This window comes from Kribbella sp. CA-293567 (assembly GCF_027627575.1).
Taxonomy (GTDB): domain Bacteria; phylum Actinomycetota; class Actinomycetes; order Propionibacteriales; family Kribbellaceae; genus Kribbella.
Map to the genome: position 1 here is coordinate 4,652,412 of NZ_CP114065.1, position 25,308 is coordinate 4,677,719.

The window sequence follows — 25,308 nt, forward strand, 5'->3', positions numbered from 1 at the left end:
TAGTTGCGTGCCAAGGATCTTCGTGGTCGACGGTCAGAGGGTTGAGCAGACTCTGCGAACGGTCGAGCGGTCGAGCGGCGGTTCGGTGCGGAGTTGGCGCGCTGAACGACGAAGCCGCAGCCGGATCAAGGGCTGCGGCTTCGATGTCAGGCAGGGTCAGACGGTGAAGGTCGACTTGTCGTCGAAGGGGCCCATCACGGTCAGCGTCTGGTCGCCGGCGTAGAGCTCGGCGGCCAGTTCGCGGACGTCGTCGAGGGTGACGTCGTCGATGCGCTGCAGGATCTGGTCGACGGTGGGGAGCTCGCCGTAGACGAGTTCCGCCTTGGCGATCCGGGTCATCTTGGCGCCGGTGTCCTCCATCCCCATCACGACCGAGCCGCGCATCTGTCCCTTGCCGCGGAGCAGTTCGTCCGGCGTGATGGTGCCGTCGGCGATGTTCGCCAGTTCGGCGCGCACCACCTCGAGGACCTCAGGCGCCTTCTTCGGCAGGCAGCCGGCGTAGACGCCGACCATGCCGGAGTCCGCGTACGCCGCGCCGAAGGTGAAGACGGAGTAGGCCAGGCCGCGCTTCTCGCGCACTTCCTGGAACAGCCGCGAGGACATGCCGCCACCGACGATGCCGTGCAGTACGCCGGCGGTGTAACGGCGCTCGTCGTTGCGCACCAGCCCCGGCATGCCGAGCACGAGATGCGCCTGCTCGACGTCGCGGTGGTGAACCTCCACTCCCCCGTACGTCGGAACGCGGCGCGCCGACCCCCGGCGTACCGGTGACGGCGTTGCCTCCTCGCTGACCCAGTGCCGCTCGAAAGCCTTGCGCACCAGGCGAACCACGTCGGAGTGCTCGACGTTGCCGGCCACCGAGACGACGATGTTCTTCGGCAGGTAACGTCGTTTGTACCAGCCACGGACCTGGCGGGGCGTCAGGCCGGCCACCGACTCCGGCGTACCGGTGATCGAGCGGCCGAGCGGGGTCTCACCCCAGAGCTGCTCGGCGAACAGGTCGTGGATGTGGTCCGACGTCTCGTCGGCGTGCATCGCGATCTCTTCGTCGATCACGTCCCGCTCGCTCTCGATGTCCTCCTCGGTCAGCGTCGCCGAGGTGATCATGTCGCAGATCACGTCGACGGCCAGCGGAAGGTCGGAGTCGAGCACCCGGGCGTAGTAGCAGGTGTACTCCTTGCCGGTGAACGCGTTCATCTCGCCACCGACGGCGTCCAGGGACGCCGAGATCTCCAGTGCGTCCCGGCGCTCGGTGCCCTTGAACAGCAGGTGTTCGAGGAAGTGCGTCGCGCCGGACAGGTGGACCGGCTCGTCGCGGGAACCGACGCCGACCCACACGCCGAAAGTGACCGAGCGGAAGCCCGGTACGGACTGGGAAAGCACGCGGAGCCCGGAGGGCAGGACGGTCCGTTTGACCGGACCGCCTGCCTCCGAGCTCAGCAGGGTGCTGGTGATGGCACGTGTCACTCGGCGGGAGCGACCTCTGCGTCGTCAGCCTTCGCCGCGTCGTCGGAGGCCGCGGCGGCGTCCTCGTCCAGGACGGGGATCAGCGACAGCTTGCCGCGGTCGTCGATCTCGGCGATCTCGACCTGGAGCTTCTGGCCGACGGACAGGATGTCCTCGACGGCCTCGACCCGCTTGCCACCGGCCAGGCCGCGCAGCTTCGAGATGTGCAGCAGACCGTCCTTGCCGGGGAGCAGGGAGATGAACGCACCGAAGTTGGTCGTCTTGACGACCGTTCCCAGGTAGCGCTCGCCCTTCTCCGGCATGGTCGGGTTGGCGATCGCGTTGATCATCGCGCGCGCCGCGTCGGCCGAGGGGCCGTCCGTCGCACCGATGTACACCGTGCCGTCGTCCTCGATGGAGATGTCGGCACCGGTCTCGTCGGTGATCTGGTTGATCATCTTGCCCTTCGGGCCGATGACCTCTCCGATCTTGTCCACCGGGACCTTCACCGAGATGACCCGCGGCGCGAACTCGCTCATCTCACCCGGGGCGTCGATGGCCTTGGCCATCACGTCGAGGATGGTCAGGCGGGCTTCCTTGGCCTGGGTCAGCGCGCCGGCCAGCACGCTGGCCGGGATGCCGTCGAGCTTCGTGTCCAGCTGCAGAGCCGTGACGAAGTCCTTGGTACCGGCGACCTTGAAGTCCATGTCGCCGAACGCGTCCTCGGCGCCGAGGATGTCGGTCAGCGCGACGTACTCGAGCTTGCCGTCGACCTCACCGGAGATCAGGCCCATCGCGATACCGGCGACGGGAGCCTTCAGCGGCACACCGGCCGAGAGCAGGGACAGCGTCGAGGCGCAGACCGAACCCATCGAGGTGGAGCCGTTGGAGCCGAGCGCCTCGGAGACCTGACGCAGCGCGTACGGGAAGTCCTCCCGCGACGGCAGCACCGGCACCAGGGCGCGCTCGGCGAGGGCGCCGTGGCCGATCTCGCGACGCTTCGGCGAACCGACCCGGCCGGTCTCACCGGTCGAGTACGGCGGGAAGTTGTAGTTGTGCATGTAGCGCTTGCGCGTCTCCGGGGAGAGCGTGTCGAGCTGCTGCTCCATCCGGAGCATGTTCAGCGTGGTGACACCCATGATCTGGGTCTCGCCGCGCTCGAAGATGGCCGAACCGTGCACCCGCGGCAGCACCTTGACCTGCGCCTTGAGCGGACGGATGTCGGCCAGACCGCGGCCGTCCATCCGGACCTTCTCGGTCAGCACGCGGTTGCGGACGAGCTTCTTGGTGAGCGAGCGGAAGGCTGCGGACAGCTCCTTCTCGCGACCCTCGAAGGTCTCGGCCAGCTTGGTCACCACGGCGGCCTTGACGGCGTCGGTGGCCTCCTCGCGGTCGTGCTTGCCGGTGATCGTGAGGGCCTGGGTCAGCTCCTCGGTGGCAGCGGACTCGACGGCGGCGAAGGCGTCGTCGGCGTAGTCCGGGAACAGCGGGAACTCACCGGTCGGCTTGGACGCCTTGGCGGCCAGCTCGGACTGCGCGTCGACCAGGGTCTTGATGAAGCCCTTGGCCGCCTCGAGGCCCTCGGCAACGACCTCTTCGGTCGGCGCCTGCTTGCCAGCGGCAACCATGTCGAAGGTGCCCGCGGTGGACTCGGCCTCGACCATCATGATGGCGACGTCACCGGCGTCGGTGACGCGACCGGCCACGACCATGTCGAAGACGGCCGTCTCGATCTCGGTGTGGGTCGGGAACGCGACCCACTGGCCGTCGATCAGGGCGACGCGGACGGCACCGAGCGGGCCGGAGAACGGCAGGCCGGCGATCTGGGTGGACATCGACGCGGCGTTGATCGCGAGCACGTCGTACAGCTTGTCCGGGTTGAGCGCCAGGACCGTGATGACGACCTGGATCTCGTTGCGCAGGCCGGAGACGAACGACGGCCGCAGCGGGCGGTCGATCAGCCGGCAGGTCAGGATGGCCTCCTCGGAGGGACGGCCCTCGCGACGGAAGAACGAGCCCGGGATCCGGCCGGCGGCGTACATCCGCTCCTCGACGTCCACCGTCAACGGGAAGAAGTCGAACTGGTCCTTGGGCTTCTTGCTGGCCGTGGTGGCCGAGAGCACCATCGTGTCGCCGTCGAGGTAGGCGGCGGCGGAGCCGGCGGCCTGCTGGGCCAGACGGCCCGTCTCGAAGCGGATGGTGCGGGTGCCGAAGCTGCCGTTGTCGATGACGGCTTCAGCGAACTCTGCGCCCTCCATGGGCGCGTTTGTGGATCCCGACACGGGATACCCCTCTCTCACTTGAGACGACTGTGAGGCGCGAGCTCCGGGGGGTGCCGGTCTTCGATCGAGGCCCGCGGGTGCCGCGCTCTCGCGCTGTCCCGAAGGCCACTACCGAGGACCGGTCGTCGGCCGGTACGCGAATCGCGTCGTCTCGTTGTCGTTGATTATTCAGTTGTTCCGTGGCCGGGGCCGTGTGCCCCGAACACGGATACGCGAAAAGCGGCCACCCGGAACGCGGTGGCCGCTTCTCACGAAGTCATCGGCGAAGGCCGAGCCGCTCGATCAGGGACCGGTAGCGGTTGATGTCCTTCTTCGACAGGTAGTTCAGCAGCCGGCGACGCTGGCCGACCAGGAGGAGCAGACCACGACGGCTGTGGTGGTCGTGCTTGTGCTCCTTCAGGTGCTCGGTCAGGTCGGCGATACGGTGCGTGAGGAGCGCGACCTGGACCTCGGGGGAACCGGTGTCGCCCTCGGTCAGGGCGTACTCGCCGATGATCTTCTTCTTCGCCTCAGGATTGGCTGACGACACGTGTGATCCTCTCGATGTCCGTTGCGCGGCGCACCGGGGCTTGGGTCACCCGGGCACTCTCGATCCGCGGCCGTTCAGACGGCAGCATCCACGGTACCAGTCCGTGGACGCGTCACCCTAATCACGTGGCCCCCTGACGGGTCACCCGATGAGCAGCCGGCGTGCCTGGTCGACGTCGAGCTTCATCTGGACCAGCAGGTCGTCGATGGTGTCGAAGCGGATCTGGGTGCCCCGCAGCCGGCTGACGAAGTCGACCGCGATGCGGGCGCCGTACAGCTCCAGGTCGTCGCGGTCCAGCACGTACGACTCCACCCGGCGGTCGACGCCGTCGAAGGTCGGGTTGCTGCCGACGCTGATCGCGGCGGGCAGCGGTTCGGCGTACCGCGGGCCGCCCGGCGCCGGCTCGAGGACGGTCAGCCAGCCGGCGTACACCCCGTCGAGCGGGACCGCGGCGCCTGGCACCGCAGGGATGTTCGCCGTCGGATAGCCCATCTCCCGGCCGCGCTTGTCGCCCTCGATGACGACACCGGTGACCCTCAGCGGCCGGCCGAGCGCCTCGGCGGCGCCTTCGACGTCGCCGTCGGCGATGAGTTCGCGGATGTACGTCGACGACCACGGCTGCGCGTCGCCCGCCAGGCTCAGCCCTTCTACCTGGAACCCGGCGGCCGCACCCGCGGCGACGAGCGTGTCGACGTGCCCGGCAGCCTTGTGGCCGAAGCGGAAGTTCTCCCCCACCACGACCGCCTTGGCGTGCAGCGTGCCGACCAGCACCTTCGCGATGAACTCCTCCGGCGACCAGGATGCGACGTCGCGGTCGAACGGCAGGATCAGCACCGCGTCCGCGCCGGCCGCACCGAGCAGTTCGGCGCGGCGGCCGGGCTCGCTGATCGTCGCGGGGGCGTGCCCGGGACGCAGTACGGACATCGGGTGCGGGTCGAACGTCATCGCGACCACCGGCAGGCCGCCCAGTTCGGCGGCCCGCGCCCGGGCGTGCCGCAGTACCTCCTGGTGACCGCGGTGCACGCCGTCGAAGTTGCCGATGGTGACGACCGACGGCCCGTACTCGGGGTCCACCTCGCCCAAACCGTGCCAGACATGCATACGAGAAGGATTCCACGTGCGCCGCGGGCGTCGTACAAGAGGTCCCTTGGTCACCCCTTGTAATCGGGTGGTGACTCAACTTAGGGTGGGCCCGCAATCTTTCGCACCCTCGGAGGTCTTGTGAGAGTTCAGCGCCTGGTCGCCGCCTGCGGTTCGGTGGCCCTTGTCGGTTCGATGTCCATCACGAGCACCGCTCAGGCTGCCGCCCCGGCCTTCGCGCCAGTTTCCTTCTCCCGGTACGTCGCCCTCGGCGACTCCTACACGTCGGCGCCCCTGGTGCCGCTGCCCGAACTGCTGTCGCTCGGCTGCCTGCGATCGGGCAGCAACTACCCCAAGCAGGTCGCCGCGCTGCTGCGGGTGACCTCGTTCACCGATGTCAGCTGCGGTGGCGCGGACACGACCAACATGACCCAGCCCCAGAGCACCCCGCTCGGCACCTTCCCGCCGCAGTTCAACGCGCTGAGGCCGGACACGGACCTGGTCACCGTCGGGATAGGTGGCAACGATTTCGGGGTCTTCGGCGACATCACCGGCACCTGCCCCGGTCTGCGGGCCGCGGATCCGGCCGGATCGCCGTGCAAGACGCACTTCACGGTGAACGGCAAGGACAGCCTGGCGGAGAAGATCGTCCAGACGCAGGCCCGGATCACCGAGGTGGTGAAGGGGATCAAGCTGCGGTCGCCGCGAGCGACCGTCGTCCTGGTCGGCTATCCGAAGATCGCGCCGGAGAAGGGCGTCTGCCCCTCGATCCTGCCGTTCTCGGACGGTGACTACGCCTATCTGTACTCGGTGGAGCAGAAGCTCAACCAGGCAGTGGAGGGCGCGGCCAAGGCAGGCGGGGCGATCTATGTGGACACCTTCGGGCCGTCGACCGGGCACGATGCCTGCGCTCCGGACGGGCAGGCGTGGATCCAGGGCAAGGACATCAACCTGCTCCGGGCGCTGAACTACCACCCTCGCTACGAGGGGCAGGCCGGAGTGGCGTCGCTGACCTACAAGAAGCTGACCGGCGCTCCGGCGACCGTGACGCCGGCCGAGCAGGCCCGGTGGGCTGCCGAAGCCCGCTCACTCGGCCGGCAGGCCGCCAAGACCAGATCCAACCCGGCCGTCGAGGCCCACCTGGACCGCCTACGGACCGGCGCGCAACGCTGACCCTTTCCAATCCGTACGGCGGGCACCGGGCCGGAATCCCTCCACGCAAGGGGTTCTGGCCCGGTGTTTTGCTCCCCGATGCCCGGTCAGCGGCCGAGGGCGTCCGTCAGGCTGGTCAGCGCTTCGCCCAGTGGGAGGTTCACCCGGACAGCGGCGTACAGGTCGCCTCGGGTGTGGCCCTGGTTGATGATCAGCACCGGCTTGGCGGCCTTCGCGGCGTACCGGACGAAGCGGAAGCCGGACATGACCGTCAGGGAGGAACCAAGAACAAGGATCGCGCGGGCGTCGTCGATCAGGCGGTAGCAGCGCTCGACGCGAGGCTTCGGGACGTTCTCGCCGAAGAAGACGACGTCGGGCTTCAGCAGCCGCGACCCGCAGTTCGTGCAGCCGACGAGGTGGAAGGTTCTGACGACCTCCTCGGGCAGTTCGACGTCGCCGTCGGGGTTGATCCTGGTCGCCTCGCCCTCGAAGGCCGGGTTGGCCGCCTGAAGGCGGCGATCCAGTTCTTCGCGCGCGGTCGTCTGCCGGCAGTCGAGGCAGATCACGCGATCGAGATTGCCGTGCAACTCGATGACGTCCCGCGCACCGGCCGCGCCGTGCAACCCGTCGACGTTCTGGGTGATGACGCCGTCGACGTACCCACCAGCCTGCAGCGTCGCGACCGCGCGATGCCCGGCGTTCGGGTCGGCTCGGGCGATCGTCCGCCACCCGAGGTGACTTCGGGCCCAGTACCGCTGCCGCCCCGACTCGCTTCCCACGAAGTCGCCGTACGTCATCGGCGTATGGGTCCTCAGACTCCCCGTCACCCCGCGATAGTCCGGGATTCCCGACTCGGTCGAGATCCCGGCGCCACTCAGCACCACCACGCACCCGTCGCGCAGTACGTCGGCCACGGGCGCGACATCCGTCGTACCGGGAGCCAGTGAGAGCACATCTGGCCCGGGAGACCAGGTAAGCGTGGGACGGGAACGCACGCCTCCAGAGTACGTCTTGCCTCCGCGCAGAGCCGGAAAGCGGCGTGTAGTACCAGTTGCGTTCGAGCGCCGAGACGGGGTGGGTGGGCGCGGACGGTGGCGGATAGGGTTCGGGGACTGTCCTGCTCGCCTAGGTGGAAACTGAATGTTCGACCGGCCCGAGTCTGCGTTGCGCATCGTCGTCCGGTCGAGGTTCTACCGTTCGGCCTTCCTGTCGTTGCTGATCGCCGGGATCGGTACGTCGGCGGCGACGCCGCAGCTGACCTTGTTCCTGGTCAAGGAGCTCGGTACGCCGCTGCCGGTGGCCGGGCTGTACTACGTCACCAACCTGGCGGCGCCGGTCGCCGGGTTCCTGATCGGGCGGTGGTCGGACCGAAGCCCGGAGCGGATGCTCTGGTTCCGGCTGTGCGCGGTGGTCGGGACCGTCGGCTGGCTGGCGATGGCGCTCGCCGACTCCGTCTGGCTCCCGTTCGTCATCAGCGCGCTGGCCCTGAGTGTCGGCGGCGGCGCGATGGCGCAGCTGTTCGCGGCCTGCCGGGACGAGCTCAGCCGGCATCCGACGAAAGCCGACAACCGCGTCGTCGCGGCGATCCGGATGGCGTTCACCGTCGGCTGGATGCTCGGACCGGTGCTGGGCAGCTGGTTCGGTGGGGTCTTCGGCCTGCGCGCGCTGCTGGTCGCGACCGCAGTCTGTGTCTTCGCGCAGATCATCCCGTTCGGCCGCCAGCGGATCGAGCGGTACGCCGACCTGACGCTGCGCCCGCACGCCGAGAGCCGCCGCCAGATCGACCACATGATGCCGCTGCTGGTCTTTACCGCCGTCTGCGTGCTGGCGATGACCGGTGACACGATCAAGTTCGGCTACCTGCCGATCTACATGGCCGACGAACTCCACATCTCCGACTCGATGCGGGGCGCGGTGATCGGGATCCAGCCGCTGCTCGAACTGCTGATGCTGCCCCTGGTCGCCCGGCTGGCCGATCGCGTCGGCGCGATGCCGGTGATGACCGGCGGCGCCGTCCTGGGTCTGGCCGGAAACCTCGCCTACGCGACCAGTACGTCGGTCGGCATGCTCTTCCTCGGTCAAGCGCTGACCGCCGGCCTCTGGGCCTGCGTCGGCGCCCTCGGCGTCTCCATCGCCCAGCAGCTCTACCCCGAAGGCGTCGGTACGGCGTCCGGCGTCTTCCTCAGCGCGATCCCGGTCAGCTCAGCCATCGGGGGCGCGATCGGCGGCCTCGGCGTCGCCGCGATCGGCCTCCCCCACGTGTTCTTCGTGCCGGCCGTGCTGACCACCTTCGCCACCGCGGCCTTCGTCGTCCTCAGCCTTCGCGCGCGACCGGTGCTTCCACCTCGAGACGCCTGAATCCGGGGAAACCGTCGGCAGCTCCACCGCGTCGTACTCCGCGACCCGCAAGACAGTCGCCCCCTGGCCGCTGGGCCAGGCACAGCGGAGGTAGCAATGGAGAACAAGCTCAGTAGACGGCAAGCCCTGATGCTCGGCGGTGGCGCGCTGGCAGGCGCCGCGACGCTCGGCTCGGTGGCCGGCGCGCGATCGGCCTTGGCAGCGACCGACTGGTTCAGGCTGCCGATCATCACGGCGAACATCGGCCGCAAGAACCTCGGCGCGCGGGAGGCCGCGATCCGCGATGTCCGTAACGGCGATCCGGGCACCCGCCCGTTCGTCTGCTGGCAGGAGATCCGCGAAGGCGACGAGGGCGAGCCCGCGATGATCTCGCAGTACTTCGGCACGCAGTACCAGAACTCGTTCCTGCACCACGCCACGGCGTACCGGGTGCCGATCTCGGTGCCGCGGCCCTGGACGGTGGCCAACTCCAACGCCACCTTCGTGCACGGCGCGATCGGCGGCGTCACTCCGCCGCGCTGGATCACCGAGGTCACCGTCGAGCACCAGAACCACCCGGGGCTGAAGTTCGTGCTGATCAACACCCACTACCTGGCCGGTGCCTACAACGGCGAGCAGAACCCGAACCTGCGCGACGAGTGGGACCTGCACAAGAAGACCCACCGCGAACGAGTGATGGCTCACCACGACCGGGGCCAGCTGGTGATCTGGACCGCGGACACCAACAACCCGAACTACAACCAGGCCACCGGGCAGCCGAACGAACGCAAGGTGTTCGCCAACGGGATCGACCGGATCGGCTGGCTGCCCGGTGACGGCACCGTGCAGCTCGACCTGACCGGCACGAAGTCGATCCCGATGAGTGTCGACAGCCACGAGGCCCGGGTCGCGGTCTTCAGGATCCGGCTGAGCTGACGTCGGTCAGCGCCTGGTCGAGGATCTCCAGCCCGAGCGAGAGCTCCTCCTCACTGGCGGTCAGCGGTGGCGCGATCCGGAAGACCCCGCCCATGGCGGGCAGCTGGACGATGTTCATGTGCAGGCCGAGTTCGAGGCAGCGCTGGGTGACCTTCGCGTCGAGTTCGCCGGCCTGTTCCGCGACCAGTTCGAGGCCGGCCAGCAGGCCGCGGCCGCGGACATCGCCGACGACGGAGTGTTTCTCCGCCAGTGCCTCGAGGCCTTGGCGGAGGAACAGCCCGAGTTTGGCCGACCGCTCGTCGAGGCGCTCGCGGGTGAGGACATCGAGCACGGTGTTGCCGACCGCCGCGACCAGCGGGTCCGAGACGTGGGTGGTGAAGAAGAGGTAGCCACGCTCGTGGGCGGCGGCCTCGATCTCGGCGCTGGTGATGACGGCGGAGATCGGGAGACCGGCACCGAGCGTCTTGGAGAGCGTCAGGATGTCCGGTACGACGCCGTCGCGCTCGAAGGCGTACCAGTTCCCGGTCCGGCACAGGCCGGTCTGCGCCTCGTCGAGGATCAGCAGCATTCCCCGCTCGCGGCACTTCTCCTGCAGCGCCTGGAGATAGCCCACGGGAGGTTCGAGAACGCCGCCCGAGCTCAGGATCGGCTCGACGATGCAGGCGGCCAGGCTGCCGACCGACTGCGCGTCGATGAGCTCGAAACCGAAGTCCAGTTGCTTGCGCCAGTCGAGTTCGCCGTCCGCCGTGGTGAAGTCCGGGCGGAAGGTGTTGGGCGCGGGAATGGCGAAGTTGCCCGGCGAGGACGGTCCGTACCCCTTGCGCCCGGCGCTGTACGTCGCGCTGGCGGCGGCGTGCGTCATACCGTGCCAGGAGCGCGCGAACGAGACGATCTCGTGCTTGCCGGTGACCAGCTTGGCCATCCGGATCGCGGCTTCGTTCGACTCGGCCCCAGTGGTCAGCAGCAGCACCTTCTCCAGCGGATCGGGCAGGGTGTCCGCCAGCCGGCGGGCGAGGTCGACGACCGGGCGGCTCAGCATCCCGCTGAAGAGGTGGTCGAGGGTGCCGATCTGGCGCTGCACGGTGGCGACGATCTCCGGGTGCGAGTGCCCGAGGATCGCGCTCATCTGGCCGGAGGTGAAGTCGAGGATCTTCCGGCCGTCCTCGGTGAACAGGAAGCTGCCGGCCGCGCGGTCGATGATGGCGGGGCTGAACTTGCCCGGGCCCGCGTAGCGGATGAGGTGCCGGTCGATGTCGGTCCAGATCGTCATGGTGCCGACGCTAGGGCGGGCCCGACCATCGCGTCCAGCACACGTTTCCGCACTTGCTGTTCGGCAGAACCGCACAACAATGCTGGTATGACGCTCAACCCGTGGCGGCTTCGGCTGCTGAACAAGCTCGAGGCCCACGGCACGATCCGGGCCGTCGCCACCGCCCTCGACCTGAGCGCCTCGAGTGTGTCCCAGCAACTCGCGCTGCTCGAGACGGAGACGCGGACCAAACTCCTCGAGCGGACCGGCCGCCGCGTCCGGCTCACCCCCGCCGGCCTGATCCTGGCCCGCCGGGCCGCGGCGATCCTCGACCACATGGACGCGGTCGAGGCCGAGCTCCGCAGCTTCAGCACCGAACCGGCCGGGCTGGTGCGGCTCGGTGCCTTCCAGAGCGCGATCCACACCCTGGTCACGCCGGCGGTGATCCGGCTGGCGTCGACGTACCCGCATCTGGAGATCGAGGTGTCGGAGCTGGAGCCGCACGAAAGCCTGCCGGCACTGCGGAGTGGCGAGGTGGACCTCGTCATCACCACCACGGACTTCGCCGAGGAACCGCTGGGACCTGACCTCGATCTCGTCCCGCTGACCAGCGACCTGATCGTGCTGGTCGTCCCACCTGATCATCCGACCGCCGGGCTCGGCGCCGCCGACCTCGCGGCGTACGCGGACGAGCCGTGGGCCTTCGACCGGCCGCAGTCCTACATGTCCAACCTGACCACCCGTCTCTGCCGCCAGGCCGGTTTCGAACCCAGGGTGGTCGGGCGCTTCAGCAACTACTCGACGCTTCTTCGCCATGTCGAGGCGGGATTGTCGATCGCGATGCTGCCGAGTCTCGCGGTGGATCCGCGGTACGAGGTCGCCACCAGGCCGCTCGTCGTACCGGTCTCTCGCGCCATCACCGCGGCTGTGCGTCGAGGTACGCCGCCGCGTCCTGCCGTCCTGGCCGTGCTCGCTGCCCTCACTTGATTCCCCGCGCCCGCGCCGGCGCTCGCTCCTGCGTCGCTCACTCGGGCGCCAGCTCCCACCCACCCCAAGCGCGGGCTCCTGCGTCGCCCGCTTCGATAACTGACGGCTGAGCATGTAGTTGCCCTGCAACTCCTCGTACCGCTTTGCCAATGCAGCCGCACTCTCGCTGACGCTACTTCCCCCTTGCCCTGGAACGAACCGCCCTTGTCGCCCGCACGGTCACAACGTTTCTGCAGATCACTCCAAGCCCTGCTAGTGAGCCGCTCTCAACACCCCGACGTGTACTGCGACCTATCCACGGTCCAGCAAGGTGGGATCCTCCCGCCACCAGGCACTGGCTGCGAAGCAATTCTTGAGCCAGGCCCGCTCCTGCACGTCCAGGATTACACCGCCGACGTGGACAAATCGCTCGAAGAAGTCCACTGCCGAGGTGACTCCCAACTTCGCGAATGCTTCAGACGGATCCGGAAGCCCTAGCTTGGTGCCGAGCTCGGCGATGGTCGAGATTCCAAGCCGCTCGGCTCGTGTTGCTGGGTCCACCATGTCGATCCCGAGCGGTGTCGGCTCCCAGCCGAGATCACTGTGCAGAAGCTCCGCCGTTGCCGACCTCCAAGGCTGTCGGAAGATCAGATGCTCGCCGTGCGTGTTCATGAAGTACCCGAGATAGTCAGCCGAGTCCAACTTGGCCCCACTCAGTTCTGCCAATGCCTGCCGCACCCCTGACCGCTCGTTCAGGTACCTCCCTGTTCGCGTGACAAACTCAGCGATGGTGCCGCCGTCCAACTGCGCCGACCACGGCACGAAGATCGATCTTCCACCTTTGTCTTTCTTCAGTTGCTCGGTGGCGTTCGCCCAGTAGAGGAGCTTCGAGTCCGGGTCCTGCACGACGCAGATCACCGGCACCGTCGGGTTGGACCAGTCCACTGCGTGGTTCTCGACACGAACCCGGTACCCACCGGACGCCCGCGTCGTTTTCCCGCCTTTCACCTGAATCGCGATGGTATGACCAGTGGTTTGAAGGTCCTCGACGAACCGGACGAACAGGTCCTCACCATGATCGTTGACGCCGGCGATCTGACCCACGATGTGCGAGTGGTCCTCGAACAATGCGGTGACCGCACGAATCGCAGCCAACTCGATGGGCCTGTTGGGATTCACTTTTGCCACCCGCAAGAGCTATCACGTCCATGTCCCAAGGCCGCAGCTGTCTGCCGTGGCCCTCGGTACTACGCATCCGCCGATGTGGAAGGGGTCCCATAAACTTGCCAGCTGCGCGGGGTGTTGAGGTTGAAGTTGTCGTTGTTCAGAAAGACCCGGTGAGCGGTATCTGTCCACACGGCTGGTCTCCTCGTGCGCGAGCTCCTGCTTCATCGTCCACACGCATGCATCAGAAGCGCGAGCAGGTACGTCGTTTCGTCTTCACCCTCGGCGGGAGTCGCCACCTGCGCGTCCGGTTACGGATGCTGCTGAACGTCGTGGGGCCGCGCCCGTCGCCATGCATCACCAGCGCGTCGTAGTACGCGAACTGGCCGAGTGTGCCGATCCCGACCGCGTTTCCTTGTGAGCTTGAAGTGCATAAGGACCCCGTGATGGGCGGCGGGAACCTCGATCAGGCTCGCTGGTTCCGTCCGGAGAAGGCTTCCAGTAGCCGCAGGGAGTCGGCGGTCGCGGAGCCGGGCTCCACGTTGTAGACGCACAGCAGCTGGTCCGTATCGTCAGGCAGGTGCAGCGCCTCGTAGGAGAAGTGCAGCTCCCCCACCTCCGGGTGGTGGTACCGCTTGGTGCCGTGGGTACGCCGCAGGACGTGGTGGTTGTTCCACCACGACGGGAACTCGGGCGACCGCAGGGTCAGTTCGCCGAGGAGGTCCGACAGCCGCCGGTCGTTCGGGAAGCGGCCTGCGTCCAGCCGGAGCATGGCGACGGTCTCGGCGGCGATCTGCTCCCAGTCACCGACTCGTTGACGAGCCTCCGGGTCGAGCAGGTAGTAGCGAGCCAGGTTGCGTTGCGGGACCGGGAGCGCCTCGAAATCGGTGACGACCTCACAGGCCAGGCGGTTGGCCGCCAGCACGTCGGTACGCCGTCCCACGATGAAGGCGGGGACATGGTCCAGCGTCTGGAGCAGCAGATGCAGCCCTGGCCGGACACGCTGCGGCGCGACCGCGGTACGCCGTACCGGCGTGGGCCGGGCCAGCAGGTCGTTGAGGTGCTCCCGCTCCGCCAGGTCGAGGCGTAGTGCTTGGCAGAGTCCTTCGACGACCTCCGGTGAGGGCGAACCGGCGCGGCCTTGCTCAAGCCGGGTGTAGTACTCCGTACTCACGCCCGCGAGGCGGCTGACCTCGTCACGGCGCAGGCCAGGCACCCGCCGGGCGCGGCCGTCTTCGGCGATGCCTGCCTCGTCGGGGCTCAGCCGAGCGCGACGAGAGCGCAGGAAGTCGGATAGCTCTGCACTGCGGTCCATGTACCCAGTGTCGGCTATCGGGCCGACCTATCCCCCGGTCTGGGTAGCCCTGCCGGTACCAGCCTGCACAGCCCCTGCTCGAGGCCCCAAAACGGCTTCCGAAACTGGTGTTCTGGATAGGCGGCCTCCGACCGCGATCTCCGGAATCAATTCCTTGTTCTGAAAGGCTTTCCAATGTCGAACTCCCTCACCGGCCGCGTCGCTGTCATCACCGGCGCCTCCAGCGGCATCGGCGCAGCCACGGCCGAGCACCTGGCCGGCCTCGGCGCTCACGTCGCCGTACTGGCACGACGTGCCGACCGGCTGACCGACCTGGTCGCCCGGATCGAGAAGGACGGCGGTACCGCGCTGGCCATCGCCGCCGACGTGACCGACGTCGCCGCCGTACGGGCCGCTGCCGACCAGGTGGCAGCCGAGTTCGGTGGCGCCGACCTGCTCTTCAACAACGCCGGCGTGATGCTGCCGGCACCGATCGACGAGGTCACCACCGACCAGTGGCAGCAGCAGATCGACCTCAACATCACCGGCCTGATGAACGTCATCGGCGCCTTCGTCCCGCAACTGGTGAAGGCCGGCACCGAGCGCGGCGTGGCCGACCTGATCAACACGTCCTCGATCGGCGCCCAGAACCCCTACCCCAGCTTCGCGGTGTACTGCGCCACCAAGGCGTACGTCACCCAGCTCTCCAAGCAGATGCGCGCCGACCTGGGCTCGAAGAACGTCCGGGTGGCCGCGATCGAGCCCGGCTTCACCACCACCGAACTCCAGAGCCACGTGACCGTCCCCGGCATCACCGACTGGCTGGAAGACGCCAAAACCCAGCTCGAGTGGCTGACGCCCGGCGACATCGCCGAGACGGTCGGCTTCATCGCCGGCCTGCCGCCGCGAGTGAACTTCCAGCAGATCACCATCATGCCCACCGGCCAGGCCAGCTAGTTCTTAGCCAACGAAAACAGCAGTGGGTTTTGCCAGCGGGCCATGCGGCTCGTACAAAGCCAAGAAAGTCCCGTCCGGGCCGAACATCGCCGTCTGCTGATCGGCCGCGAGCTTCAGCCCGGGCAGCGGACGGCCGGTCCGGATGGCCGCTGCCTGCTCCTCGTCGGCGTCGTAGCGCGGGAAGGTGTCCGCGGCGACGTCGGCGATCGGGAGCATGGCGAAGGACTCGCCCAGCGCTTCCAGCGTGTGGGCGGAAGACATGCCGAAAGCTCCGACCCTCGTACGCCGAAGCGCGGTGAGGTGCCCGCCGACGCCGAGGTCGGCGCCCAGATCACGTGCCAGGGCACGGATGTAGGTGCCGCTGGAGCAGTCGACCGAGATGTCGACCTCGATGCCGTCGGCAACAGCACGGACCGCCAGTACGTCGTACCGGCTGATCGTCACGTTCCGCGCCTTCAGCTCGACCTCTTCGCCGGCCCGGACGCGTTCATAGGCGCGCTTCCCGTCGACCTTGATCGCCGACACCTTCGAAGGCACCTGCGAGATCGGCCCGCGATAGGCGACCACGGCTTTCTCGATCACTGCGGCCGTCACCCCGGCCAGAGCCGAAGCAGTCGCAGAAACCTCGATCTCCCCCTCGGCGTCGTCCGTGGAGGACGTGGCGCCGAGGAAGACGGTCGCGTCGTAGGACTTGTCGGCCAACTGCAGATGGCCCAGCAGCCGCGTAGCCCGGTTGAGGCCGACCACCAGTACGCCGGTGGCCATCGGGTCCAGCGTGCCCGCGTGCCCGACCTTGCGGGTCCCCGCCAGCCGGCGGACCTTCGCCACCACGGTGTGCGACGTCAGCCCGGCCGGTTTGTCGACGACGACGATTCCGTCGGCGACGGAGACGTCCACCGCGTCACTCGTCGTCGGAGTCATCGTCCTCGCGGCGCTTGTACGGGTCGGCGTCGCCGGCCGGCTTGGCACCGGCGGCGGCCTTGGCGACCTCGGCGTCGGCCGAGCGAGCCTTCGCGAGCAGCTCCTCGATCTGGCCGGCCGTCTCCGGGACGGCGTCCAGGTAGAACGCCAGCGTCGGCGCGCGGCGCAGGCCGAGGGACTTGCCGACCTCGCTGCGGATCAGCCCACGGGCCGACTCCAGCGCGGCCGCGGTGGCGACCCGCTCCTCCTCACCGCCGTACACCGTGTAGTAGACGCTCGCCTCGCCCAGATCGGCGGTCAGCTTGGCGTCCGTCACGGTGACGAAACCGAGCCGCGGGTCCTTGACCCGGCGCTCCAGCAACTCCGCGACCAGGACCTGGATCCGGTCGGCCAACTGCTTCGCCCTTGCTTGACCCATCAGGGCTCACTCCCTCTATGTCCACATCACTCATGCGTAACGTCCGGGGTGACGGTCAGCAGACCCGTCACCCCGGACGTTACTAGGTCAGTGCCGGGCGCCGGCCGGTCCGGTACTCCCCGGACCGCCGGCGCCGTCACTTGGTACTTCGACTAGCTGCGGGCCTTCTCGCGAAGCTCGAACGCCTCGACGACATCGCCGACCCTGATGTCGTTGTAGTTCTGCACGGTCAGACCACACTCGAAGCCCTCGCGGACCTCGGACGCGTCGTCCTTGAACCGCTTGAGCGACGACAGGTCGCCGTTCTCGACGATCACCGCACCGTCCCGGATCAACCGGACCTTGGCGTTGCGGCGGATCACGCCACTGGTGACCCAGCAACCGGCGATGTTTCCGACCTTCGAGGAGCGGAAGATCTCGCGGATCTCCGCCTGGCCCAGTACGGCCTCTTCGTAGATCGGCTTCAGCATGCCCTTCAGGGCCGCCTCGATGTCGTCGATCGCCTGGTAGATGACCGAGTAGAACCGGATGTCCACACCCTCGCGCTCGGCCACGTCGCCGGCCTTGCCCGCGGGCCGGACGTTGAAGCCGATGATGACGGCGTCCGAGGCGATCGCCAGGTTGACGTCGTTCTCGTTGATCGCACCGACACCACGGTCGATCACCCGCAGGTTGACCTCGTCGCTGACCTCGATCCGGACCAGCGCGTCTTCCAGCGCCTCGACCGAACCGGAGCCGTCGCCCTTGAGGATGAGCAGCAGTTCCTGCGTCTGCCCCTTCTCCATGGAAGCCATGAAGTCCTCGAGCGTACGACGCGCGCGCCGCTTGGCGTTGGCCGCCGCACGAGCCCGGGCTTCCCGCTTCTCCGCGATCTGCCGGGCCATCCGGTCGTCGTCCACCACCAGGAACTTGTCACCCGCACCGGGCACCGCGGTCAGACCGAGGACCAGCACCGGACGCGACGGCAGCGCCTCTTCGACGGAGTTGCCGTGCTCGTCCAGCATCGCCCGGACCCGGCCGTACGCCGGACCCGCGACCATCGAGTCGCCGATCTTCAGCGTTCCGCGCTGAACCAGCACGGTCGCGACCGGACCACGGCCCTTGTCGAGGTGCGCCTCGATCGCCAGACCCTGCGCCGGCATGTCCGGGTTGGCCCGGAGATCCAGCGCGGCGTCCGCGGTCAGCACGACACCCTCGAGCAGACCCTCGATGTTCAACCGGGCCTTCGCGGAGACGTCGACGAACATCGTGTCGCCGCCGTACTCCTCGGGGACCAGGCCGTACTCGGTCAGCTGGCCACGGACCTTGGTCGGGTCCGCGCCCTCGACGTCGATCTTGTTCACCGCGACCACGATCGGCACGTTCGCCGCCCGGGCGTGGTTCAGGGCCTCGATCGTCTGCGGCATCACGCCGTCGTCGGCCGCGACCACCAGGATGACGATGTCGGTGGCCTGCGCACCACGAGCACGCATGGCGGTGAACGCCTCGTGACCCGGGGTGTCGACGAAGGTGATGGCGCGCTGCTTGCCGTCGACCTCGGTGGTCACCTGGTACGCACCGATGTGCTGGGTGATGCCACCGGCCTCGCCGGCCACGACGTTCGCGTGCCGGATCGCGTCCAGCAGCTTCGTCTTACCGTGGTCGACGTGACCCATCACGGTCACCACCGGCGGCCGTGCGGCCAGGTCGGTGTCGTCGCCCTCGTTGGAGCCGAAGTCGATGTCGAACGACTCCAGCAGCTCGCGGTCCTCGTCCTCGGGGGAGACGACCTGAACGTCGTAGTTCAGCTCGGTACCCAGCAGCTGCAGGGTCTCCTCGTTGACCGACTGCGTCGCGGTCACCATCTCGCCCAGGGCGAACAGCACCTGGACCAGCGATGCCGGGTCGACGCCGACCTTCTCGGCGAAGTCCGTCAGCGACGAACCACGGGCGAGCCTGACGATCTCGCCGTCACCGTGCTTGACCCGCACGCCGCCGACGGCCGGAGCCTGCATGTTGTCGAATTCCTGGCGCTTGGCGCGCTTGGACTTGCGACCACGACGGGCCGGACCACCCGGACGCCCGAAGGCACCCTGCGTTCCGCCACGGCCACGGTTGCCCGGGCCGGGACGACCGCCACCGCCACCACCGGGGGGACCGCTGGGGCCACCACCCGGACGGAAGCCGCCACCGCCGCCGCCACCCGGACGAGCGCCACCGGCACCGCCGGGACCACCCGAACCGCCGCCGGGACGGCCACGGCCGCCACCGCCGGGGCCACCCGAACCGCCGCCACCCGGACCAGCCGGACGGCCGGTGAAGGTACCGGCTGAGGACTTCGGCATCATCGCCGGGTTCGGACGCGGAGCGCCCGGAACACCGCCGCCGGCCGGACGAGGACGGTCGGAACCGCCACTACGAGCCTGCGGGGGCCGCGGCGGCATACCTGCCGGGCTGCCACCCTGGCCCTGGCCGCCCTGGGCCGGGGCCGCCGGAGCGCCACCCGGACCCGGACGCGCGCCTCCGCGCTGCATGCCCTGGGTCGAGCTGAAGGGGTTGTTGCCCGGACGCGGTGCACCCGGACGACCACCGGCGGCACCTTGGCCACCGGGAGCTCCCGGACGCGGCGAACCACCCGGACGGGGTGCTCCCGGACGCGGGGCGCCACCGGGACGCGGGGCGTTGCCACCCGGCGTGGCCGGACGCGGCGCACCCGGACGGGCGGAGCCGTCACCGGACGGACGGGGCGCTGCCGGACCAGGACGCTGACCGGCCGGAGCCGACGGCGCCGCGGAAGCGGCAGGAGCCTCTACTGCGGGGGTTTCCTGCGCCTGCACGGCCGGAGCCGGTGCTGCCGGAGCCGGAGCGGCCGGGGCCTCGGCGGCCTTGGCCGCGGGTGCCTCGAACGCCGGCGTCGCGGCCGGAGCAGGGGTTTCGACGCGCGGACCGGGCTTCGGGCCAGGACGCGGGCCCGGACGAGCCGGGCCGGGTGTCGCGGCCGGAGCCGGCGTCGCCGGAGCGGCCGGCGCGTCGTTGGAGACCGGGGCCGGGCTGCTCGGGGCAGTCGACTCGGTGACCTCGGCGCCGGACGTGCCCGCGCTCGCGGCGGTCTCGACCGCCGTGGGCTCGGCCTTGACCGGTGCGGCCGGCACCGGCGCGGCCGGTGCGCTGCGCTCCGCGGCCGGAGCCTGCGGGGCAGCCGGAACCGGAGCGGTCGCCTGCGGCGCCGCTGAGGTGCTGGCGGCGGCACTCTTGGCCGCGCGCTTCTTCGGCGGGTTCTTCTCGAACTCCTCCGCCAACCGCCGGACGACGGGTGCCTCGATCGTCGAGGACGCCGATCGGACGAACTCTCCCATGTCGTTCAGCCTGGTCAGAACGACCTTGCTGGTAACTCCGAGCTCTTTCGCGAGCTCGTAGACTCGGACCTTTGCCACTACTCTCCCTCTGGTCCGAGCCTGGGCGGCGCGGACCGTTAGTTGACGTACATGCTCATCGCATTGCACTCATCGTTCGACACTCATCGAGTGGTCATGAGTCGATGACCCGCCTTCATGCCAGTTCAACTGATGCTTCACGGCCGAGGCCATGGGCGGCCGGGTGGCCGCTCTTGTTCGTGCAACTCGTTGCTCACCGCTCCACCTGTGCCCGAACCTGCGAAGTATCAAGCGGGCCCGGGACCTTGAAGGCCCGCGGGAACGCCTTTCGCCGTTCTGCCAGGTCGAGACACTCGGTCACCGGGTGCAGATGCGCCCCGCGGCCGGGTGCCCGATGCGCGGGATCCGGGAGGACAAGTCCTCCGGACACCGTCATCCGCAGCAGGTCAGCCGGACTGGCTCGCTTCCGACACCCGATGCAGGTACGTTCCTGAACCTTCTCAGGGCGCGCGTCTGCAGTGTGAATCTTCGGTTCCTCAGGGTGTGGTGACGACTCAGTCGACCGACCGAGAGATCAGTCTACCTTCTCGCTCTCACCAGTCACATCGGTATCCGGCCTGATGTCGATCCGCCAGCCCGTCAGCCGGGCCGCGAGGCGCGCGTTCTGCCCCTCCTTGCCGATCGCCAGCGACAGCTGGTAGTCCGGTACGACGACCCGCGCGGCGCGCGCGGCGGCGTCCATCACCTCGACCGAGGAGACCTGGGCCGGCGACAGCGCGTTGCCGACGAAGGTCGCCGGGTCGTCGCTGTGATCGATGATGTCGATCTTCTCGCCGTGCAGCTCGTGCATGATGTTGCGCACCCGCTGCCCCATCGGGCCGATGCACGCGCCCTTGCCGTTCACGGACGGGTTCAGCGTCCGGACCGCGATCTTGGTCCGGTGCCCGGCCTCCCGCGCGATCGCGGTGATCTCGACGGTGCCGTCGGCGATCTCCGGTACCTCGAGCGCGAACAGCTTCTTGACCAGGTTCGGGTGGGTCCGGGAGACGGTGATCTGCGGGCCCTTGAAGCCCTTGCGGACCCCGACCACGTAGACCCGCAGCCGGGAGCCGTGCTCGTACTTCTCCCCCGGCACCTGCTCCGGGGCCGGCAGTACGGCCTCGATCTTGCCCAGGTCGATCATCACCGAGCGCGGGTCGCGGCCCTGCTGGACGACGCCGGACAGGATGTCGCCCTCCTTGCCGGCGAACTCGCCGTACCGGACGTCGTCCTCGGCGTCGCGCAGGCGCTGCAGGATGACCTGCTTGGCGGTGGTGGCCGCGATCCGGCCGAAGTCGGCGGGCGTGTCGTCGAACTCACGCGCCACCGTGCCGTCCTCGGCCAGCTCCCTGGCCATCACGCTGACGTGCCCGGTCTTGCGGTCGAGCTCGACCCGGGCCTGCTGCTGGGCGCCCTCGGTCCGGTGGTAGGCCACCAGCAGCGCCTGCTCGATCGCCTCCACGACGATCTCGAAGGCGATGTCCTTCTCGCGCTCCAGGGCCCGCAGTACGGCCATGTCGATGTCCATCAGTTCTCCTCCGTGCCGTCAGCGGCAGGTTCGTCGTTGCCGGCAGGCCGGTTGAACTCGATCTGGATCTTGGCCTTGGTGATGTCGGCGAACGCGATCGTCCGCGGCCGGCCCTTCACGTCCAGCTCGGCGCCCTCGTCGGTGACGGACGTGATCCGGCCGTTCACCTTGCCGCCGGCCACCAGGGTGACCTCGACCAGCCGGGTCACGTTGCGGCGCCAGTGCCGCGGCAGCGTCAGCGGCCGGTCCACACCGGGGCTGGAGACCTCCAGCGTGTACGCCGTGTTGCCCATCACCTCGTCGGCGTCGAGCGCCTTGGAGATCGCCCGGGTCACCTCGGCGACGTCGTCCAGGTTGATCCCGCCGTCGCGGTCGATCAGCACGCGCAGCAGCCGCTTCTTACCGATCGGCGTGACATCGGACTCCTCCAGGTCGCAGCCGAACTGGGACACGATCGGCTGGAGGAACTTCACGAGGCTGTCGGGGTCCGAGTGGTCAATTCTCCGGCTCACAGGTGGACCTGCCTCTCTGCAGTTGTGTACGCCTGTCGCACCCCGGCGATTCGGCCGAGGGGCAGTGGTCCACCTTATCCGGCCCGGTGGAGTGTCCCAGCACGCGCCTCCGATCGGGATAGGGTTTCGGCCGTGCCGAACCATCCTGAGCCCCCTGGCCGCCTCGCGGCGGCGCTGGTCGGACGTCGCGCCACACTGCGGGCGGCGGCGCTGTCAGCCGGAGCCGCGGTCCTGCTGGCCGGCTGCAAGGACGACCCGGCTCAGCCAGGACCGGGAGCCACCGGTACGGCGGGCGGCGGCACCAAAGGCCCGGACGGCGCCACCCAGCCGGAGCCGAGCACCGACCCCGCAGTGGTCGCTGCGATCTCCACTGCAGCCGGTCAGGCGGCTCAGGCAGCTCAACGCCTCACCGCGGCGAGCAAGGCCTACCCCGCGCTCAGCGCCCAGCTCACCACCGCAGCGAAGTACCACGCCCAGCATCTCGCGAAGCTCAACGAGCTGTCCGGTGTCGCTCCGGCTGCCGTCGGGAAGTTGCCGGCCCTGCCGAAGAGCTCCGCGGCAGCTCTCGCCGACCTGGCCGGCCGGGAGCAGAAGCTCTCGGTGGCCCATGCCGCCGCCGCGGCGAAGCTGTCCGGCGTACCGGCGCGTCTGCTGGCCATGGTCGCCGCGTCCGAGATCCAGCTGGCCTCCTTCTTGACCGTCAAGAAGGAGGCCGGTCGATGAGCCAGGTTCAAACGCTCCAATCAGCCCTGGCCGGTGAGCACGCCGCCCAGTACGGCGTGGGCGTCGCGGGCGGCAAGCTGACCGGCGCCAAGGCACGAGCCGCGGAGTCGCTCTACGAGGAGCACCGCAGGCGGCGGGACAAGCTCACCGACCTGCTGACCGCCGCCGGCGAGAAGCCGGTCGCCGCGGCACCGGCGTACGACCTGCCGCTCGCAGTGACGAACGCAGTGTCGGCAACGTCACTGATCCTGCAGATCGAGCGACGGCTGGCCGCCGTCTACGGCGACCTGGTCGAGAACGCCGAACAGGATCCGGTCCGCGCGCTGGCCGTCGAGTACCTGCTGGCGGTCGCCGCGACCCAGGTCCGCTGGGGTGGCGGGCCGGCCGCTTTTCCCGGCGCGAACTGAGCCGATCCGGTATGAACCGGTAGCCCACCGTGTGCGGCCGGGCACTTAATGGCGCGAAATCGAGTAGATAACGAATAATTTCCGGCGCGGTTACGGGTGATCTGGAATTCGTTGCGTACATCCCTTTACTCAGAGCGCTACCTTCCATATATTTCCGGTCACGGAGACTGGGGGGTCGCCGGGGTAATCACCTTCACCACAAGGGCTTTCGCCGCTGTGGTCCGTCGGTGATGATCCAAGGCTGAAGCAAATGTCCGGTCCGTACTTTCCTTTGTTTCAAACAACTTCTTGAGCCGCGCCCTGGGCCGGCTACGGAGGGTAGTGAAGCATGCGTACATTCGACCTGATCACCGGCGAGAGCCTCTTCGTGAAAGACCTTCGCGTGGTCCGCTGGGAGCAGTACGAGCTGGATCGGCAGATGCCGTTCCAGGCGATGTGGTACTCCGTCCCACCCGGTTCGGAGAGCCCGCTCGACACCCACCCCGAGCTCGAGCTGTCGATCGTCGTTGCCGGCACCGCCCATGTACTTGCGGGCGGCACCGAACACGAGATCAAGCACGGCAACGCCTTCTTACTGAGCAGTACCGAGAGCCACGTGGTGCAGAACCGCTCCGCCGACCAGGAGCTGACCATCTTCAGCGCCTACTGGATGCCGACCGATGGGTGAACAGGTCACGGTCGTCACCTTCCCGCAGCCGACCGCCAACGGACCGCTGCATGTCGGCCACCTCTCCGGGCCGTACATCGCGGCGGACATCGCTGCCCGAGCGGCGCGGGCCCGCGGCGAGCGGGTGGTGGTGACGAGCGGTCTGGACGTGCACCAGAACTACGTGCTGACCCGGGCCGAGAACGAGAACCTCGAGGTCGGCCCGATGATGGCCGACTTCAAGGCCGACATCCTGAGCACCTACCGGCTGGCCCGGATCGGGTTCGACCGGTTCAGTGACCCGCTCGGCGACGAGCACGCACCGATCGTCCGCAGCCTGATGAACCACCTCGTTGCCTCCGGCGCCACTCCCCTGCGCGAGCTCACCCTGCACGCGTGCGGGGACTGCGGCCGGACGCTGCACGAGTCCTACCTGACCGGTCTGTGCGGCGCCTGCCACGCGCCGGCCGCCGGTGGTGCCTGCGAGCAGTGCGGCAGCTTCACCCAGGTCAGCACCATGATCGATCCGGTCTGCGGCCGGTGTGGTGGCCCGCCGCAACCGTTCCAGGCGACAGTCCCGGTACTGCGGATGGAGGACTACCGCGACGCGTTGACCGAGCTGTGGCTGCGCGCCGAGCTGCCGCCGCAGATCCGCGGGCTGATCGGCCGGCAACTCGCGCAAGGTCTGCCGGAGATCCCGCTCGCCTACCCGACCAACTGGGGTATCGAGGGCGACGGCCCGCTGGCCGGACTCCGCATCGGCCCGTACTCCGAGGTCGCGCTCACCGACCTCTACAACATCGCCAAGGCCGTCGATCCCGCCGCCGACGACCTGCCCGGCTACCTGGCCGCGCTCGGCCGGGTGAACCAGCTGTGGCACTTCTTCGGCCTCGACAACGCCTACTGGTACGCCGTCTACTGGCAAGCCATCTGGGCCGCCGCCGGAGTGAGCCCGCTGCCGCTGTCCGGAACGGTCGTGAACGAGTTCTACACGCTGGACGGATCGAAGTTCTCGACCAGCCGCAACCACGCGATCTGGGCGAACGACATGCTGCGCGGTGAGGACGTCGCGATGGTCCGGCTGTTCCTCGCCTGGGACCGGCCCGACCACAGCCAGACCGACTTCACCTGGAAAGCCTTCCGGGCGTTCGCCGAACGGGTCGGCCCGCTGCTGGACGGCACCCACACCGTGACCGACCCACTGCACCCGTCGCTGGCGGCGGTCGAGCTGGCGCGCGGCGAAGCGGCCCTGCGGCCGTCGGGGTTCGACCCGGCGCTGGCGGCCCGGAGCCTGATCACTCTCCTCACCGGCGGGGCCCAGACGGGTTCGTTGCGCAGGGCGCTGACCGGATCGGGCGAGGAGTAACGC

General features: G+C 68.8%; 24 protein-coding genes. 9 read left to right on the forward strand and 15 right to left on the reverse strand.

Annotated elements, in window-relative coordinates; translation table 11 throughout:
* Positions 1-156: 156 nt before the first annotated feature.
* The 4 genes from OX958_RS21285 to OX958_RS21300 all read right to left on the reverse strand — a co-directional run bounded on the left by OX958_RS21285 (position 157) and on the right by OX958_RS21300 (position 5,358).
* Complete coding sequence (locus tag OX958_RS21285; protein ID WP_270130828.1) at positions 157-1,467, reverse strand: M16 family metallopeptidase; 1,311 nt, start codon at positions 1,465-1,467, stop codon at positions 157-159.
* On the reverse strand, positions 1,464-3,704 hold the full coding sequence (locus tag OX958_RS21290) for a polyribonucleotide nucleotidyltransferase (RefSeq protein ID WP_270130830.1): 2,241 nt from the start codon (positions 3,702-3,704) through the stop codon (positions 1,464-1,466). The genes OX958_RS21285 and OX958_RS21290 overlap by 4 nt, the downstream gene beginning before the upstream one ends.
* Before the next feature lie 280 nt (positions 3,705-3,984).
* Positions 3,985-4,257 (reverse strand): 30S ribosomal protein S15, encoded by a 273-nt coding sequence (gene rpsO / locus OX958_RS21295; RefSeq protein ID WP_164604166.1) that lies wholly within the window; start codon positions 4,255-4,257, stop codon positions 3,985-3,987.
* A gap of 141 nt (positions 4,258-4,398) precedes the next feature.
* Positions 4,399-5,358 (reverse strand): bifunctional riboflavin kinase/FAD synthetase, encoded by a 960-nt coding sequence (locus OX958_RS21300; protein ID WP_270130834.1) that lies wholly within the window; start codon positions 5,356-5,358, stop codon positions 4,399-4,401.
* A gap of 174 nt (positions 5,359-5,532) precedes the next feature.
* Between OX958_RS21300 and OX958_RS21305 the strand changes: the two genes are divergently transcribed.
* Positions 5,533-6,510, forward strand: a complete 978-nt coding sequence (locus OX958_RS21305; protein WP_270130836.1) for an SGNH/GDSL hydrolase family protein — start codon at positions 5,533-5,535, stop codon at positions 6,508-6,510.
* Between the two features lie 86 nt (positions 6,511-6,596).
* Here OX958_RS21305 and OX958_RS21310 read toward each other — a convergent pair whose 3' ends face one another.
* Entirely contained in the window at positions 6,597-7,484 is an 888-nt protein-coding gene (locus tag OX958_RS21310) for an NAD-dependent protein deacetylase (RefSeq protein WP_270130838.1), read from the reverse strand.
* Between the two features lie 145 nt (positions 7,485-7,629).
* Here OX958_RS21310 and OX958_RS21315 point away from each other — a divergent pair, with 145 nt between their 5' ends.
* On the forward strand, positions 7,630-8,847 hold the full coding sequence (locus OX958_RS21315) for an MFS transporter (RefSeq protein ID WP_270130840.1): 1,218 nt from the start codon (positions 7,630-7,632) through the stop codon (positions 8,845-8,847).
* Positions 8,848-8,943: 96 nt separating this feature from the next.
* Positions 8,944-9,762: a hypothetical protein gene (locus OX958_RS21320; protein WP_270130842.1), complete on the forward strand. Its 819-nt coding sequence runs from the start codon at positions 8,944-8,946 to the stop codon at positions 9,760-9,762.
* On the opposite strand, the gene OX958_RS21325 is transcribed toward OX958_RS21320, so the two are convergent.
* The gene (locus tag OX958_RS21325; protein WP_270130844.1) at positions 9,743-11,032 is read right to left on the reverse strand and encodes an aspartate aminotransferase family protein; all 1,290 of its coding nucleotides are present in this window, start codon (positions 11,030-11,032) and stop codon (positions 9,743-9,745) included. The genes OX958_RS21320 and OX958_RS21325 overlap by 20 nt on opposite strands.
* 87 nt (positions 11,033-11,119) lie before the next feature.
* Between OX958_RS21325 and OX958_RS21330 the strand changes: the two genes are divergently transcribed.
* Positions 11,120-11,998 (forward strand): LysR family transcriptional regulator, encoded by an 879-nt coding sequence (locus OX958_RS21330; protein WP_270130846.1) that lies wholly within the window; start codon positions 11,120-11,122, stop codon positions 11,996-11,998.
* A 291-nt stretch (positions 11,999-12,289) separates the two neighbouring features.
* Here the strand turns inward: OX958_RS21330 and OX958_RS21335 are convergent, their stop codons facing one another.
* From OX958_RS21335 to OX958_RS21340, 3 genes are all read right to left on the reverse strand, one after another.
* Positions 12,290-13,156, reverse strand: coding sequence for a DUF4365 domain-containing protein (locus OX958_RS21335; RefSeq protein ID WP_270130848.1), 867 nt, complete (start codon positions 13,154-13,156; stop codon positions 12,290-12,292).
* A gap of 229 nt (positions 13,157-13,385) precedes the next feature.
* Positions 13,386-13,502 (reverse strand): hypothetical protein, encoded by a 117-nt coding sequence (locus tag OX958_RS35380; protein WP_442913211.1) that lies wholly within the window; start codon positions 13,500-13,502, stop codon positions 13,386-13,388.
* A gap of 105 nt (positions 13,503-13,607) precedes the next feature.
* A complete protein-coding gene (locus OX958_RS21340; RefSeq protein ID WP_270130850.1) occupies positions 13,608-14,456 on the reverse strand; it encodes a helix-turn-helix transcriptional regulator in 849 nt (282 codons plus the stop codon).
* A 174-nt stretch (positions 14,457-14,630) separates the two neighbouring features.
* Between OX958_RS21340 and OX958_RS21345 the strand changes: the two genes are divergently transcribed.
* Positions 14,631-15,392, forward strand: a complete 762-nt coding sequence (locus OX958_RS21345; RefSeq protein WP_270130852.1) for an SDR family oxidoreductase — start codon at positions 14,631-14,633, stop codon at positions 15,390-15,392.
* Between the two features lie 3 nt (positions 15,393-15,395).
* On the opposite strand, the gene truB is transcribed toward OX958_RS21345, so the two are convergent.
* From truB to rimP, 6 genes are all read right to left on the reverse strand, one after another.
* On the reverse strand, positions 15,396-16,313 hold the full coding sequence (gene truB, locus OX958_RS21350; protein WP_270130854.1) for a tRNA pseudouridine(55) synthase TruB: 918 nt from the start codon (positions 16,311-16,313) through the stop codon (positions 15,396-15,398).
* Positions 16,294-16,731, reverse strand: coding sequence for a 30S ribosome-binding factor RbfA (gene rbfA, locus OX958_RS21355; protein WP_270130855.1), 438 nt, complete (start codon positions 16,729-16,731; stop codon positions 16,294-16,296). The genes truB and rbfA overlap by 20 nt, the downstream gene beginning before the upstream one ends.
* A gap of 152 nt (positions 16,732-16,883) precedes the next feature.
* Positions 16,884-20,144, reverse strand: coding sequence for a translation initiation factor IF-2 (gene infB / locus OX958_RS21360; protein WP_270130857.1), 3,261 nt, complete (start codon positions 20,142-20,144; stop codon positions 16,884-16,886).
* A 193-nt stretch (positions 20,145-20,337) separates the two neighbouring features.
* Entirely contained in the window at positions 20,338-20,520 is a 183-nt protein-coding gene (locus OX958_RS21365) for a YlxR family protein (RefSeq protein ID WP_270130859.1), read from the reverse strand.
* A 138-nt stretch (positions 20,521-20,658) separates the two neighbouring features.
* Positions 20,659-21,651, reverse strand: a complete 993-nt coding sequence (gene nusA, locus OX958_RS21370; RefSeq protein ID WP_270130861.1) for a transcription termination factor NusA — start codon at positions 21,649-21,651, stop codon at positions 20,659-20,661.
* Entirely contained in the window at positions 21,651-22,163 is a 513-nt protein-coding gene (gene rimP, locus OX958_RS21375; protein WP_270130863.1) for a ribosome maturation factor RimP, read from the reverse strand. The genes nusA and rimP overlap by 1 nt, the downstream gene beginning before the upstream one ends.
* A 132-nt stretch (positions 22,164-22,295) precedes the next feature.
* Here rimP and OX958_RS21380 point away from each other — a divergent pair, with 132 nt between their 5' ends.
* From OX958_RS21380 to OX958_RS21395, 4 genes are all read left to right on the forward strand, one after another.
* A complete protein-coding gene (locus OX958_RS21380) occupies positions 22,296-22,886 on the forward strand; it encodes a cell division protein FtsK (RefSeq protein WP_270130865.1) in 591 nt (196 codons plus the stop codon).
* Positions 22,883-23,293 carry a ferritin-like domain-containing protein gene (locus OX958_RS21385; RefSeq protein ID WP_270130867.1) on the forward strand — a complete coding sequence of 137 codons (411 nt, stop codon included), beginning with the start codon at positions 22,883-22,885 and terminating at the stop codon, positions 23,291-23,293. Before OX958_RS21380 ends, OX958_RS21385 begins: the two co-directional genes overlap by 4 nt.
* Before the next feature lie 328 nt (positions 23,294-23,621).
* Complete coding sequence (locus OX958_RS21390) at positions 23,622-23,960, forward strand: cupin domain-containing protein (RefSeq protein WP_270130869.1); 339 nt, start codon at positions 23,622-23,624, stop codon at positions 23,958-23,960.
* Positions 23,953-25,305 (forward strand): class I tRNA ligase family protein, encoded by a 1,353-nt coding sequence (locus OX958_RS21395; RefSeq protein WP_270130871.1) that lies wholly within the window; start codon positions 23,953-23,955, stop codon positions 25,303-25,305. Before OX958_RS21390 ends, OX958_RS21395 begins: the two co-directional genes overlap by 8 nt.
* Positions 25,306-25,308 lie beyond the last annotated feature (3 nt).